Below are 13,994 nucleotides of genomic sequence, written 5' to 3' on the forward strand. Positions count from 1 at the left end.
GTCGGTTGCAGCGCCTTGTTAGGCTATTCTACTTAAATACTATGCCATATAGGTAGAATAAGGCCGGCAATATGAAAGATGCAAATATAAGGGCTGAAAAAACGGAGTTGAAGAACTCTTTAACTTTATAAGAAAGACTATACGTCCATTTAGAACTGCCCCCATTTAGGTCTATTTCTACAACATCAATATTTCCCGTTTTAACCTGGTGAATTTGACTAATTGTTTTTTCTATAGAAAAAGGACCTAAATTGACCCCAATTTTTTCCTCTCCATCCTCACTTTTAAGGTACATATACCATTTGTACCAGACGCCATCATCTTCGTATGCTTCTCGTGCAAACTTTTTGATATTCCTTAATTGATACTCGAATGGTTCAACTTCTTTATCATCAGGAGTCTCAAGTTTTATAGAACTTGAGTTTACTTCAACCCGCCAATTTCCAGTAACACCAAGAACTCTAGATATCTGATACAAAAAGAGAAAAATGAAGAGTAACGACGCCAGCCCACAAACTACCGATATAAATATATAGGCTAATTCTTGCGCGTCTCCATTTGTATTTCTTCCCCAAACAGAGATACTTCCTGCTGCGGTTAAGACCACAAGCATCAGCAAAAAAATAGAATCGGTGAATAGCTTTCTAAGAGCTGAATGTTTATTTTCGTATACCATCAAGATAGCCTAACGCCTTTGTCACAGGCTTGATTGTAGTGGAACCTTTTGCCGTATAATTGCGAAGCAATGGCAAAAGGTGTAACGGAAATTAAGTCCTGTGTACAAACTTGTTATGTGCATTTTTTATTAATATTACAATGCCAGCTACAACAGGTGAGAAAACTGCTAAAAATAGCTCTCTAAACATATTAGGTTCTGTAAAATATATTACACAAGTAACAATACAACCAAGGATCATCCCAATAGAAATAAGTGCTTTATATTTATCTGGCTTTAGCAACTCAAGCCAGAAGCCTAAGACTCCAAATAGAGCAAAACTATAAAACAATAACCATAACGGGATATTGACAATATTATTAAATAAGCCAAAAGACCAATATGACCCAAGCAAGAACCAACATGTTGCAGGAGCTACTCCAGTGATAAAGATAAATATTTTATAAAATAATCCGATTTTAATTTCCTTGCACATAACGCTAAGCTAAGCGGACCGAAAAGCCGCTAGGCTTTTTGGGTCCGGTGGAGGCCCGTAGGGCCGGAACGAACTTGAGCGCCTTGTTAGGTTTTTTGGCTTTCAATTTCCTCGACCTTACTGTCGTACAGTGCTTTTGCGCCTGCAATTAGTATTTGTAGCCTCTGTTCTGTGGCAGTTTCTATAAGGTCTGCCACTTCTTCAACCATGTCTATTTTTTCCGCGATTTCGATCTCACTCGACAGGTGCTGCTGAAGCTCAGACCACATATTTTCTTGAGCTTTTCCAATTTGCTCTTTGAATATTTCTAATTCCGCCGCCGCTACCAGTTTTGGATCGTGCTCAGGGTCTTCACACACTGTTTCTAGTCGGCCTTTAAACACTTCAAGAAGGTTTACCGTAATTTGATCTAACCTTGCAGATGAAAATTCATCTACTTTTGATACCAAGTGGCCACCGAAGTCTTGGCCTTTCTCATATGCGGCCTGATTTTTCTTATCTTTATTTCGTTTACCTGAAATCCAATCGAGAAACGCCATATGATTCTCCTTTTGAAACCTAACGCCCACAGCACGGGCGGCCGGAGCGCAGCGTAGGCCGTCTCGCGGAGGCCCACAGGGCCGTAGCAATGTGCCTGTGATTGTTATGTTTTTTCACGGAGCCGCCAGCAAGACCATAATTTGACAGCATATTTTACCTCGAAGTAGCCGGTGATAAGTTGCAAGCCTACTAGGAGAGCATATACCCAATCTGGCGGGCCAAGACTAGCAATAACCCAGGTTGGGAGAGCCATTACGGCAATGCCGAATGCTACTAAACCCGTGACCAAGTACTCTACAGCTCCCCACTGCTCTTCAAAACCGAACCCAAGTGCGACAACGAGTGCGCTAGTCCATAGCAGGCAAACTACGAGGAAGTGAACGGCCGTAAGTATTGCTATTTTTCTTCTGCTCATTGCAGGCGCCTAAAAACATAACGCCGCCAACAAAGGCCGAGTGGTAGCGAGGTCCAGCCGCGCTTTTCGCGGCGATTTTGCTTGGCCTTGTTAGCATTTTTCTTTGAGGCTGTAAGATGCATACCCAGAACGTTTTCCTTTTTTGTACTTTTCATGCCTTCCGAGTTTTTTAATACAGCCCACATCAATTCGCCGTTCTTCGGCGACATATTGAACGAGCGTAAAGTAATTCTTCGGATTTTGGCAATCCAACCTTCTAGGATTACAGAAGAATTCAGCAGGACTTATATTCCTACTGTTTCCCTTACAGATTCTTAAATAAGGTTGTTTCTTACACAAGACTCCTGCATGAGCTTGAAATATATTCTCACTAGGTAGAGATATCACAAGATTTTCCTCTCCCATACATAGGCTTGACAACAAGAAGCTTGCAACTAATAAGATGCCCCTCACTTTATACTCCGAAATGCTAACGCTTCAAGCAGCGGCGCGCGTTAGCGCGTCCAGCCACGAAGTGGCGATGCTGCCTTGACTTGTTAAATGTTGATTTGGCACAGGCCATACTTTGCCTCTACTGCTTTAAATACTTTTACAAGCTCACCTTTTACCATTGCCTTCAGCTGCTCAGGGCTATTTTCTATTTCCTTACCTTCGGAAAGGCTGATAGTTGTTGCAACCTCAAGACTATTTTTGGCCTTACGCAATGGGCCTATTTCTGGGGCCTCAATTCTTTCATTGCCCCAGCGAATGATCATATTTATTTCTTTGAACGGCATTTCATCAAAGGCTCTGCTTTGTTCGATGATGAGTTTAACTTCTTCACAAACAGAAGCCATTGCTTGGCCGATATTCTTAATTCGACCCTTAACTAAACCCACTCCGCCAATAAGTACTGGATATTCGCTCATAGACATTTAACCCTCGCAACACCGGGCAATTTGGAGCGTAGCGGAAAGTTGTTCCGTGTGCTTGCGCTTGTTAGGAGTTTTATCTTTGCTAGTCATTTTCAACTAAGAAGAGCTAGTCAATGTACGGATAAGCTCTACCTTCTCTCTCCTTTTACGCTTATATTTTTCGTGGTTGATTTCACCCACAATATAAATATGCCTATCCCACCCTTTTTCTGTCGCTGGGGACTCATCCACTTCCTTCCAAAATAGACCTTTTGCACCGGTTTTATCTACTTTTAGTAGGTCAATGAAGTCTTGAACATTCTCATTTGTAATAAGTGAGAATGCAGCGTCAACTAGATAATCAAGATCAGGTTGAGGTAACGAAATTTCTTCTTCGTACATTTTTTGGAACGTTTCAAAATTTCGGTCCATTCGTACTCCTAACGAAAATAGATATGCGGAACCGTTAAGAAAGTTGGCAGTGCCTTTGCCCAAGCAAAGGGAATGACAACTTTTAGGTTTCCGCATCATCGGGTTGTTATTTGTTGCTCGTGGTACTCTGTACAAATTCACTACAAATACCTTTCTTCTTACTGTCTACCACGATTCGGAGAGAGAAATTAGCAGCACTTGGTTCGCGGCCTTGCTTCGAAGTGGCTGCGCCGTCCGCATCAACTTCGTTATGCGAGCGTCGCTGAAGCTTCGAAGCTTACACGAAGGTCGAACCGTTGACTATGGGCTTTCCCGCCAATACTGTTTATTTATACAGCACTCTAACAATCACCCGCTATTCTTAATTGAATCCCTACAAAACTGGAGCGAGCGACCAATAACGCCCGCAACAGTGGCGACCAATGCTATGTACATTTTGTGCGAAACTGGGAGCGTAGCGACCCGCACAAAATGTGCATAGCGTTGGGCGTCCCGCGGAGGCCCGAAGGGCCGGAGCAAACTGCTTGCGTTTGTTATGCATTGATACCCACCAAACTACCAACCAAACCTACCACAACAGAAATTATCACTAATTGGGCTAGCACCCAAAATGCAGAAAAATACACTTTTGACACTCCACGCTGAACCACAGCCGATGAATACGCCACCTGACTGAGTTTGTCATAAGCGAGGAGCAGTGGGACTAGAAGTAACAGATACCAAACAGCTCCCCTGGACATCTGGCCGATAATCAGCGCAACAAAAATATAATAAGGAATTCCTAAAAACCACAATAATTTCATTTTATTCTCACCGACCTACGACACCGATGCATAACGCCGCGATAATCGGCTGGGCGCGCGAAGCGTGGCCAGTCCGGTGGAGGCCCGTAGGGCCGGAACGAAATTCATCGCCTTGTTATGTCTTAAACAAGTCTTTGATAAAGCTTACCGGAGACTTTCTACTTACCACTAAATTAGAAACTGCTTTGACAAATAACTTCTTGTTTGGAGCTGGGCCAGGCCCATGATTTGCTCGGCTATCTTGCGATCTCTCTGTAAGCATTGTGCCCACCTCACCATTCATTGGATTAACGGAATACTCCAAACTGAAACATCTATAATTCTCACTACACTTTGGTTTTACTAGACCTATGTAGTATGTTTCGTTTCTCTGAATAGGCGTAGGTAGCTTGATTGTTGTGAGCACCACTCCTTTTTCAAGGTCATCAACGAAAACATCGATTTCTTCACTGGATATAATTTCATTTTCAGGGAGCTTATCTGCAAAACTATCCCAAATATTAGAAATCACATCTCGACCATCTCGATGGATAGCCGCTACAAAATTTTCAACTGCATCACTAAATATTACTTTCGGAAGTATTATTCTAGTCATGCAATAGTGATGCTCTCTGTTACCAGTTTTTTCCATTCTTTAATTCTCAATCTCAAAGAGACATAACAGTTAATTCAAAAGAAGCTTCTTTATATCACCCTGCTCTATATTTCTAAGCCCCATTTCCTTCGAAGAGGAAAAAAACTTAGCAAACCAATAAGCTATCTGCACTTGGCGCAAATGTACAAAAAAAGATATAAAGCAGCGTCTTTATAATTCTGTATTTTCTCTGCTTTATATCACTTTTGGAACCCTTTAAGTATCAATGGGTTACAGAGTTTCACCTAGAAATAGGAGCAGCTGCTGCTGATCTTTGTTATAAAATGCACAGCTGTACATTTTTCGACCACCCTTAACGCACATAAAGGTCTTAATCCTATAACTCGACTTTTTGTGCTACCCATCCACCAACGCCCGCCAAACAACCCCATCATCCGACAGCCGCTTGCGCACCAGATACTCCAAACCGCCAAGGGTAATCACCGCCTCAGAACTGTAAGCCCCTACTTCGCTCACCAGCAGACTCAACTCGATACGCGGTACCCGCACACGCTCATCATCTTCGAACTCGTCGATCTCTTGATCTTTAACCACACGGCAATCTACAGACTCAGCCCCGCTACCGTCTGTATAGGTAGCGGGCTTGCCCCGTTTACGAAACGCGCGCTCTGCGGCTCGTTGGTCCAGATCCATGCTTCACCTAGGCCTTCACGGTTCCCGGCACGCCGGTAAATTTGACCGCTAGGCTGGTAACGCCAGCGGCCTCTGCGGCAAAGGCGGTGGGGCCAGTGATATTGCCGGTTGCGGCTGGCGTGGTGGGGGTAGTTTTCGGCATGGCTTGCGCCTCCTGGCTATGGGTTTGGTTTGGATTACCTGCAACCGCAGACGGGAATCTAAATTCAGAGGGCCCCTGCATAACCAATGCACTAATGGCTTGAGGGGTATTTTTGAACTGGTTTAAGTGATCAGCATTGAAGCTTGCGGCCATTTCCATTGCTGCGGTAGTGTCGGTGGCAAAGTCTGTGTAACGCCTTAAAATGCTTTGGCGAGGACTTTGACTCCATCCCAGTGCACAAAGCGAAGCTAGCGGATCTGCGTAAATGGTGGGAATCCCTTACCTTTCACCAGAAACATGCACGGCGCGCAGAATTTAATAAATTCTTTAATTTCTTAATGGCAGAGGGGTTGTGTAAACTGGAAAGCAACCCATTTACCACCGCCGATGATCGCCCGCGTTTACTGGAAAAAGGCAGACCCAACAAGAGGCGGCAGCGCCTCAGCTTGGAAGCCTACTGGGTTATTTATGAAAAGGCTGGTGAGCTGGGCTATGAGGCACTTCAGATCGCCATGAGTATCAGTATGCTCACCACTATGCGCCGTGCCGATATCTGCGAGCTACGATTTGATAAACATCTACAAGGGAACCACCTTCGCAAAACGATCAATAAGTCCGAAGCGCAACGGGACAGCCTCGCCGCCAGCCACCTAAGTTTTAATTTAAAAACCCACCAACAACTCGGCAAACTGATTAGCCGTGCAAAAGAACTCAGCCTAAGAAATTACCATTGTCCCTATATTCTGAGCCATACACCTAAACAGCGGCGCACGGGGAAAACTAAAAACCATATTTGCCAAGTCAGCCCCGACCGACTGAGCGATATGTTTACGGAGGTCCGCAACGCAACTGGCCTTTACATCGGCTTGCCCAAAAACCAAACTCCACCCAGCTTCCACGAAGTGCGCAGTCTAGCCTCAGACCGGTTTAAGCGAATGGGGTATGGCGTAAAATCAGTACAGCAGCTAATGGCACATACCGATGAGCGTGTCACACAGGCTTATCAAGCAGGACACGGTATTGATTATGAGGAGATCAGTATCTATTTGGATGAGCAGGCAATTGGGCGAGAATTTTGAAAAATCCTAATGTTTATAAAATATCTAGCTGGCCGTCTCTCATTAATTTAATATTTATTTCTGCCAACTATCAGTGATGTAGTGAACAACATCTAACTCCAAAAGGGTAGCGACCTGACAATGATTGAATAAAGAGGTAAGAAAAATACTGAAGTTACTGGGCAAACCATCATTCTCCAGCTCATACCAGACCTGCTCACTGCTCCTATCACCCCATATAATAGGGTAAGTATAATCCATAGAATTTTCATTCCTGTACGAATGATGTCCGCTATCAATTCCTATTAATATGTTATGCATATGTCGAGGTTCGATATCACATTCTAAGACAGGTCTTTCCTTTAAGTTTTTTGGGAGCGATTTACTTAAAACAAAAGAATAAATCTGATCAAAATAATTGAGCTTGGCATTAACAAGTCTATCTCCATAAATCCTATACGCCGAAGGATTCTTAATTGCTTCTTTCATTTTTTTATTTTCGATAATTTCTCCAGAATCTCCACCAGAGATGAGGTACCACTTATTTCTGATTTAATTTCCCCTATGGCGACTACACACTCCACAGGAAAAAATTTTTGATGCTCAGTGTCAGCTATTTTAGGACAATAAGAAGGATCATAAATTATGATGTCGCACTGAGTACTTACATCTCCAGCACTAGTTATAATAAATCCCTCCGAGATTTTGAAATTTTGAGGGATAAATAGCTTTAATAAATCAATTACAGCCTTTTCTCGATACTCACCATACTCACCATACTCACCTGCATGAATTAGCCTCTTGGTTTTCTTGTCCCAAAATATTTCTTTTGAAGTATCAAAAGATCGCTTCAGCACCTCTATTTTATTTTTTACAAGAGCCTGGAAAATTTCACTACTCATCACTCCCCTCATCAAAATAAAGCTATTAACTTAAATAGGAACGCTAATTATTGCGTTGCACTTTATGCACATTTTGAGCAAGGAAAGCAAATCTTGAGTATTAAGGGCTCTAATACAGAAAATCGAAAGACCAGGAACCAATATGAAGCTACTCCCTCTTGTAGAATCAAACGCTCTAACAGAAGGTAAACCTGGGGGACTAACTAGAGAGGAATATTTAGACGAAAAAAAAGAGCCCTAAAGGCTCTTTTTTCTTTCTTGCGAGTTTGTGTTCACGTTTATGATCAGTTTGTGTTCACTTGGTAAGAAGCTGTGAGCTTCTTCTCGCAACCCCTTGATAGACAGGGGAAATTTGGTGGAGCTAAGCGGGATCGAACCGCTGACCTCAACACTGCCAGTGTTGCGCTCTCCCAGCTGAGCTATAGCCCCAAATCCTTTTTGCTTAACGTTTCCGTTGAAAGCGAGGCGCATTTTAGCAAGGTTTAGACGCCTGTCAACAGAAAAAATAACTTTTTAATCAATTAGTTAGCAACTTAGCCGGCACAGCCCCCTAGCGGGGGCTGTGGGGTACTTAGGGGAGTGAGGCGTACTCTTTCTCCCAACGTTTGAGGACTTTTTTCCCGGCGCCGCCCAGGGCGTCGATGGCCTGGCGCAGGCGGGCGCGACTGAGGTCTGGGCCCAGTAGTACCATGGCGTCCATCACAGAGAAGGAGGCGGTGGTGCCACTAATGGCAACAAACAGGGGCGCGTTGAAGTCCTTGAGCTTAATCTCCATGGACGTGGATAGAGTCTTCACCGCCTGGAAAATACTGTCGCGGTCCCAGGCACGCAGGGCTTCCAGACGCCACAGGGCGAATTGCAGCAATTTCTTCTGCTCATCCAGCTCCAACTTATTGCCACTGAAGCTCTCCTCGGTGAGCGGCAGCTTACCGGAGGCAAGGAAGCTCACCAGCGGTGCGAAATCGCCGAAAGTCTCCATACGCTCTTTGGCATGGGGCAGTACCTTAAGCAGGTTCTCGCGGTTAAACATCCAGTCTATAAGGCGGTCGGCAAGCTGCTCATTTTCCAGCTCGCGAATCCACAGGCCGTTCAGCCAGGACAGTTTCTCTACATCGAACACCGGGCCGCCCAGAGAAACGCGGTGGATATCGAAATGCTCAAGCATTTCTTCCAGAGAAAACTTTTCGCGCTCATCCGGCATGGACCAACCCATACGGCCCAGATAGTTGAGCAGCGCTTCGGGCATAAAACCGGCGCGCTGGTAATAAAGAATAGAGGTGGGATTTTTGCGCTTGGACAGCTTAGTTTTATCCGGGTTGCGCAGCAGCGGCAGGTGGCAGAGCACCGGCATTTCCCAACCGAAGTATTCATATAGCAACTGGTGCTTGGGTGCGGAGTTAATCCATTCCTCACCGCGCAGCACATGGGTGATCTCCATCAGGTGATCATCCACCACGTTGGCCAGGTGGTAAGTAGGCATGCCATCGGACTTGAGCAGAATCTGCGCATCGACCTGGGCCCAGTCGATCTCAATAGTACCGCGCAGCAGATCTTCCACTACACAGGTACCGCTCTCCGGTACGTTCATGCGCACTACATAGGGGGCTCCGGCGGCGCGACGCTTCTCTACTTCCTCTTCCGACAGCGCCAGGTCACTGGGCTTCAGTGAGGTGCGGCCGGCTTCGCGCAGTTCTTCGCGCAGCTGCTCCAGCTCTTCGGCGGTGCGGTAACAGTGGAAGGCATGGCCTTTCTGCACCAGTTCATCGCAGTAAGTTTTGTAGATATCACCGCGCTCACTCTGCCGATAGGGACCGTGGGGACCGCCTACGTCTGGACCTTCCTGCCAGTCCAATCCGAGCCAACGCAGGCTATCGAGAATCGCCTGCTCGGATTCCGGGGTGCTGCGCTGCTGGTCAGTATCTTCGATACGCAACACAAACTGGCCGCCCTGGGCGTGGGCAAAACACTGATTAAACAGGGCAATATAGGCGGTACCAACGTGGGGATCACCGGTTGGAGACGGTGCGATTCGGGTTCTTACGGTCATGACAAACCTGGTTGAAGATAAATAAAGGACTCTAAAGGCGCGGGATTATAGCGCTGGCCGCGCGTCGGGCACAGATACAAGCTGGTCGCTAATAAGATCTTTTAGGCGCCATAAATCGAAAACTACCCGTAAATGACGTGACTTGAATCACAAAAAAAGTATGATCCCCGCCATAAAGATGGAATAGCTTGACTAACGCATTACCCCTGACAAGTGCAGGATCTTCGCGAGCGGCTTTTCACAGAACGATAACCAACGGCTCAGGAAGATACGCCATGCACAAAAATGTAGTTCGTTCACTGGCCTCTGCTCTCGCAGCAGGCATGCTTTTCAGCGCTTCGGCCGCCACCATGGCAGCCACCAATAGTGCCAGTAGTGATATCACCCTTACCTTTAACCCGAGCATTGTAATTGCCGATGTCGGCGATATCACAATTACCGACCCTGCCCTGGGGACCGATGCCGTTGCCAGTGATGCCTTTTGTATCGGCGGTTTTGGTTTTCCCACCTTTAGCATTACCTTTGAAAGCAATGATGGCAATAACGATACGGCTTTCAGCCTCTCCGGCAACGGCCTAGACGTTCCCTACAGCGTCGGCTTCGACAACAGCACTAACGGTCCCTTTACTGTGGTTAATGAGGGTGAGCCACTAACTGGACTAGATCGTAACGCCGCTTCTTGCAGTGGTTCCGACAATGCCAGATTCCAAATCACTGTTGCCAATAGCGCCTGGCAGACCAACGATGTGCTGGATGGCACCAGCTACACCGATACGCTGCTGATCACTGTAGCCTCAGAATAATTTTGTGGCGTGGCCGGATAGGATTTCCAGCCAAACCCATCGCAGTTTATGGCAGGACGTCTTAACCAATGGCATGCGCTGGCATTTTGTCTGGCGCAGGCCATTCACGCCGATAGCTTTGCAACAACAGCAGCCACTTTTCTGCTGGAGACCTCTGCACCGGAAGGGTTTGATTCACTGACCGAACCACAGCAGTTATTGGTAGACCTCTACTATGGCGGCCACCAAATAGGCGCAGCGCCAATTACTGTTGACCCCACCCATATCCAATTCGACGAGCCAGAGCAATTGCTCCCTCTTCTACCTAAATTATTAGATAGAGAGACCGTAATAGCGGCGCTGGCCGAGCCTTTGCCCAGAAATTCACAGTATCTCTGTCGTTCAAGCTGGCAGCGAAAGTGTGGCTATCTAGTGCCTGAGCAGGTGGCGGTCATTTACGATGAAAACCGCTATCGGCTCGATTTATTTTTCTCCGCAAAGTTACTGCCACAAGAAGCCGCCATCAGCGACCCCTATCTCCCGGCCTCCACCAGTGAATTTTCCATTGTTCAAAACCTCAGTGGCGCCTGGAGTGGTGTGGAGAGTAATCTCGGTAAAAACAGTCAGAACGCCACTTTGAATGGCAACACCATTATCAGCTTTGGCGAGAGCGCCCTACACGCCCAGTGGTCGGCTGCCACTGCGCAGCACAATCAGATTAGCGCCTTACACTGGTCCAGGGATTATCGTGGAAAAGCCTATTCGATTGGCTTACTACAACCCCAAGGGGGCTGGCACTATTTCGGTAACCACAGCAGCCTGTATGGGTTAGAGATGCGCAGCTCCCAGCTCAGCCGTACAGACATTAAATATCGGCAGGGTAGCCCACTGGAAATCAATATGCCGGTACGCGGGCGTGTGGAAATTTACCGGGATCAGCGGCTGATCCACACAGAAATGCTGGAGGCCGGTAACCGGTTGCTAAACACCAGCACCCTGCCGCATGGTTCCTACGAAATTGAGGTGCGAACTTTTGATGAAATGGGGCGCTCGCTGCACAGCCACTCAGAGTTCTTTACCAAAGACTCCCTGCTACCGGCCCCAGGGGAATGGTCCTGGAATTTTTATGCAGGGCAACCCGCGCACAATTACAGTAACTATCAGACGCTACCCGAGCGCTACGAGGATGTGCTGGCTCAGGGATCTATAGCTCGACGCTTAAGTGGCAATCTGGGGTTCTTTGCCTCGGCAGCCTCAACCCGTGAGCAACAACTTTACGAGATTGGCGCCCGCTGGATAGGTGGCTTCTTCGAAGTTTCGCCGAGCATAGTGACTAACAAGGGTGGGCGCAGTGGTCACAGGGTTCAGGCGCTGTTGAAAACCCCATTCGCCACACTGAGTGCTATTGATACCAGGCTGGATGACGCTGCCGATTTTGATCAAACCAAGGGTCTGCAACTGCTACCACTAGGTTACTCGCAGCGCAGCCTGGCTCTACAGAGCAATCTACTGGGAGGGCAACTCTCTCTGCGCTTGCGTGAGCGAGACAGCGGGTATCGCTTGTTGCCCGGAGAGCAAGTCGACAAATTAGATAATGCGAGTAAGCTCACCAGCCTCTCTTTCAAACGCAACTTCTTACAAAGTGCTAAGTGGCTGGGCAGTGCCACTTTCTCACACCATAAGGCCGACGGGCAGCAATATACCGGCCTGGAGATAGAACTCCGACGCCGCGCCAAACACTGGCAGCACAGCGCCAATCTACACAGTGAGCGCAGTAATCACAGCGATCGCGAACAGCGCTTGCTCCTGGAGAGTCGCTGGCACGATAGGGACCTGTGGGCAGCAGAATTTGAGCAACAAATCACTGCAGAAAAAAGCACGCATGGCCGTTATCTTGAGAGCAGCAGCCATCTCGCCGGCCACTTCGGATATTTAAACAGCACTCTCAGTTTTAATAACGTTAACCATAGCAAGGCTTTCAATTATCTGGGTGGCTTCAGTACCAACCTAATTGTTGCAGAAAATACCTTCGCCTGGGGTGGTGAACGCGCACTAGAAAGTGCGGTAGTTATTGAAATCGATGGCAGCGACCAACAGAATTTTGAAGTACTAGTTGATGGCAACCGGCGTGGCTATGCCAAAGGCGGTGATAGGTCTGTAATCAACTTGCCGGCATTTCAGAGTTATGACTTGTCTCTGCGCCCATTGGATAATGGTTTCTTTGATTACCGCGAACAAAGTAAAACCTTCACCCTATATCCCGGTAATGTTAGTTCCACAACTTATCAGATAGAGCAACAGCTGCTTATTTTGGGGCGTCTAACCGATATGGGTGAGGGGTTACCTAACACCCGATTATTTATCGGTGAACACAGTACCACCACCGATCGGTACGGCGTTTTCCAATTAGGTATAAATACCAACAAGAAGAGCCTGCTTACTCAAGCATTAACTTGGGATCACTGTCAGGTTCCCATAAATATTCTGTCTTCTGGGGATAGCTGGTTGAATCTAGGCAGCATTGAACAATCCAAGGCCAACTGCCACATCGAAACTACTGCGGGGTTAACCAGTGCGCAGCATTAAACACTTAATTGGAAAACTCCTTTGGCTGGGTGTTCTTTTTTTACATTGTCATAATCCGGCCAAGGCACAAAGCTGCTCCAGCAATGACAGCTTGCGCACCTGTAATCTGGGCGACACACACACCCTAAATTACCAGTCCAATAGCCAAGAAGTTCCCTTCACCTTGCGCAGTCGCAGCGCATTCAGTGGCCGCGCCCTAGCATACTACGCGGAGCTCACTCCTTTAAGTGGTAGCACTTACTCTTTAACTGCCGACAATGGCGACACTTTGGATATCTCCTTTACATTAAACCCTAGCAATAGTGATGCTCAGCTACTCACACTGAACAATCTCGCTGGCCCCTTTAATGGTAGTAGCAATGATGTCAACGCCTCCTTAACCCTGAACATAGACGATACTAAAACGCCCTCCTCCAATCGCTACAATGGTAGTTTTCAAATCACCCTAGAGCAGTACTTCCTTATTTTCCTGGTTGATAGCGAAACAGTAGAATTTGATATTGTTTTGCAGGTAGAGCCCCGTATTGCAATTCGTAACCTGGGGGATATTAATCTCAGTAACTCGGGCATTTCCTTCGGCCAGGCGATTGAGGGACAGGAAGACTTCTGTATTGGCGGCATTGGATTTGACCGCTATACCGTAAATCTATCTAGCAGCAATGGAAGCACAGGTGGAACTGGGATTCAGCCTTTTTCCCTCAAAGGAGTTAATGAAAATATTACCTATTCGGTTGGCTTTAGTAATACGTTAAACAGCAACACGTTCAACAGCCCTAATAGTCAGGGTGATATCGCGGGATCATTTTCTAGACAGTCAGATGAAGCTTGTACTATTGATAACGCCAGAGTATATATCTCAGTTGCTCCCTCAGATTGGGAACAGGCCGGGGAACCTGTATATACTGATGTACTGACAATTACGGTTAGTAGCCAATAATAACTTTTACAACTTCTT

17 protein-coding genes and 1 tRNA gene are annotated in these 13,994 nt (G+C 46.7%); 4 read left to right on the forward strand and 14 right to left on the reverse strand.

Annotated elements, in window-relative coordinates; all coding sequences use genetic code 11:
* Positions 1-28 precede the first annotated feature (28 nt).
* The 10 genes from ACJJH9_RS15730 to ACJJH9_RS15775 all read right to left on the reverse strand — a co-directional run bounded on the left by ACJJH9_RS15730 (position 29) and on the right by ACJJH9_RS15775 (position 5,817).
* A complete protein-coding gene (locus ACJJH9_RS15730) occupies positions 29-676 on the reverse strand; it encodes a hypothetical protein (protein WP_444923335.1) in 648 nt (215 codons plus the stop codon).
* 91 nt (positions 677-767) lie between these two features.
* Positions 768-1,151, reverse strand: coding sequence for a hypothetical protein (locus ACJJH9_RS15735; RefSeq protein WP_444923336.1), 384 nt, complete (start codon positions 1,149-1,151; stop codon positions 768-770).
* A gap of 86 nt (positions 1,152-1,237) precedes the next feature.
* Positions 1,238-1,690 carry a hypothetical protein gene (locus tag ACJJH9_RS15740; protein ID WP_444921922.1) on the reverse strand — a complete coding sequence of 151 codons (453 nt, stop codon included), beginning with the start codon at positions 1,688-1,690 and terminating at the stop codon, positions 1,238-1,240.
* Between the two features lie 104 nt (positions 1,691-1,794).
* Positions 1,795-2,106 (reverse strand): hypothetical protein, encoded by a 312-nt coding sequence (locus tag ACJJH9_RS15745; protein WP_444923337.1) that lies wholly within the window; start codon positions 2,104-2,106, stop codon positions 1,795-1,797.
* Between the two features lie 536 nt (positions 2,107-2,642).
* A complete protein-coding gene (locus ACJJH9_RS15750) occupies positions 2,643-3,014 on the reverse strand; it encodes an Imm39 family immunity protein (protein ID WP_444886892.1) in 372 nt (123 codons plus the stop codon).
* 102 nt (positions 3,015-3,116) lie between these two features.
* On the reverse strand, positions 3,117-3,431 hold the full coding sequence (locus ACJJH9_RS15755; RefSeq protein WP_444923338.1) for a hypothetical protein: 315 nt from the start codon (positions 3,429-3,431) through the stop codon (positions 3,117-3,119).
* A 533-nt stretch (positions 3,432-3,964) separates the two neighbouring features.
* Positions 3,965-4,234 (reverse strand): hypothetical protein, encoded by a 270-nt coding sequence (locus ACJJH9_RS15760; RefSeq protein WP_444923339.1) that lies wholly within the window; start codon positions 4,232-4,234, stop codon positions 3,965-3,967.
* A gap of 115 nt (positions 4,235-4,349) precedes the next feature.
* Entirely contained in the window at positions 4,350-4,865 is a 516-nt protein-coding gene (locus ACJJH9_RS15765; RefSeq protein WP_444923340.1) for a hypothetical protein, read from the reverse strand.
* Between the two features lie 360 nt (positions 4,866-5,225).
* The gene (locus ACJJH9_RS15770; RefSeq protein ID WP_444923341.1) at positions 5,226-5,522 is read right to left on the reverse strand and encodes a head-tail joining protein; all 297 of its coding nucleotides are present in this window, start codon (positions 5,520-5,522) and stop codon (positions 5,226-5,228) included.
* A gap of 7 nt (positions 5,523-5,529) precedes the next feature.
* On the reverse strand, positions 5,530-5,817 hold the full coding sequence (locus tag ACJJH9_RS15775) for a hypothetical protein (RefSeq protein ID WP_444923342.1): 288 nt from the start codon (positions 5,815-5,817) through the stop codon (positions 5,530-5,532).
* Between the two features lie 80 nt (positions 5,818-5,897).
* On the opposite strand from ACJJH9_RS15775, the gene ACJJH9_RS15780 reads away from it, so the two are divergent.
* Complete coding sequence (locus tag ACJJH9_RS15780; RefSeq protein ID WP_444923343.1) at positions 5,898-6,743, forward strand: tyrosine-type recombinase/integrase; 846 nt, start codon at positions 5,898-5,900, stop codon at positions 6,741-6,743.
* 54 nt (positions 6,744-6,797) lie between these two features.
* On the opposite strand, the gene ACJJH9_RS15785 is transcribed toward ACJJH9_RS15780, so the two are convergent.
* From ACJJH9_RS15785 to gltX, 4 genes are all read right to left on the reverse strand, one after another.
* Positions 6,798-7,211 carry a hypothetical protein gene (locus tag ACJJH9_RS15785; RefSeq protein WP_444923344.1) on the reverse strand — a complete coding sequence of 138 codons (414 nt, stop codon included), beginning with the start codon at positions 7,209-7,211 and terminating at the stop codon, positions 6,798-6,800.
* Positions 7,208-7,624 carry a DUF6602 domain-containing protein gene (locus tag ACJJH9_RS15790; protein ID WP_444923345.1) on the reverse strand — a complete coding sequence of 139 codons (417 nt, stop codon included), beginning with the start codon at positions 7,622-7,624 and terminating at the stop codon, positions 7,208-7,210. The genes ACJJH9_RS15785 and ACJJH9_RS15790 overlap by 4 nt, the downstream gene beginning before the upstream one ends.
* Positions 7,625-7,977: 353 nt before the next feature.
* A tRNA-Ala gene (locus tag ACJJH9_RS15795) sits at positions 7,978-8,053 on the reverse strand.
* A gap of 142 nt (positions 8,054-8,195) precedes the next feature.
* The gene (gene gltX, locus ACJJH9_RS15800; RefSeq protein ID WP_444923346.1) at positions 8,196-9,671 is read right to left on the reverse strand and encodes a glutamate--tRNA ligase; all 1,476 of its coding nucleotides are present in this window, start codon (positions 9,669-9,671) and stop codon (positions 8,196-8,198) included.
* Positions 9,672-9,946: 275 nt separating this feature from the next.
* Here gltX and ACJJH9_RS15805 point away from each other — a divergent pair, with 275 nt between their 5' ends.
* The 3 genes from ACJJH9_RS15805 to ACJJH9_RS15815 are packed head-to-tail and all read left to right on the forward strand — an operon-like array spanning position 9,947 to position 13,976.
* Positions 9,947-10,474, forward strand: coding sequence for a hypothetical protein (locus ACJJH9_RS15805; protein ID WP_252084710.1), 528 nt, complete (start codon positions 9,947-9,949; stop codon positions 10,472-10,474).
* A gap of 48 nt (positions 10,475-10,522) precedes the next feature.
* Entirely contained in the window at positions 10,523-13,039 is a 2,517-nt protein-coding gene (locus tag ACJJH9_RS15810) for a TcfC E-set like domain-containing protein (protein WP_444923347.1), read from the forward strand.
* Positions 13,026-13,976: a hypothetical protein gene (locus ACJJH9_RS15815; protein WP_444923348.1), complete on the forward strand. Its 951-nt coding sequence runs from the start codon at positions 13,026-13,028 to the stop codon at positions 13,974-13,976. The genes ACJJH9_RS15810 and ACJJH9_RS15815 overlap by 14 nt, the downstream gene beginning before the upstream one ends.
* Positions 13,977-13,994: the final 18 nt, after the last annotated feature.

Source organism: Microbulbifer mixtoriginis (SeqCode) (assembly GCF_052466715.1).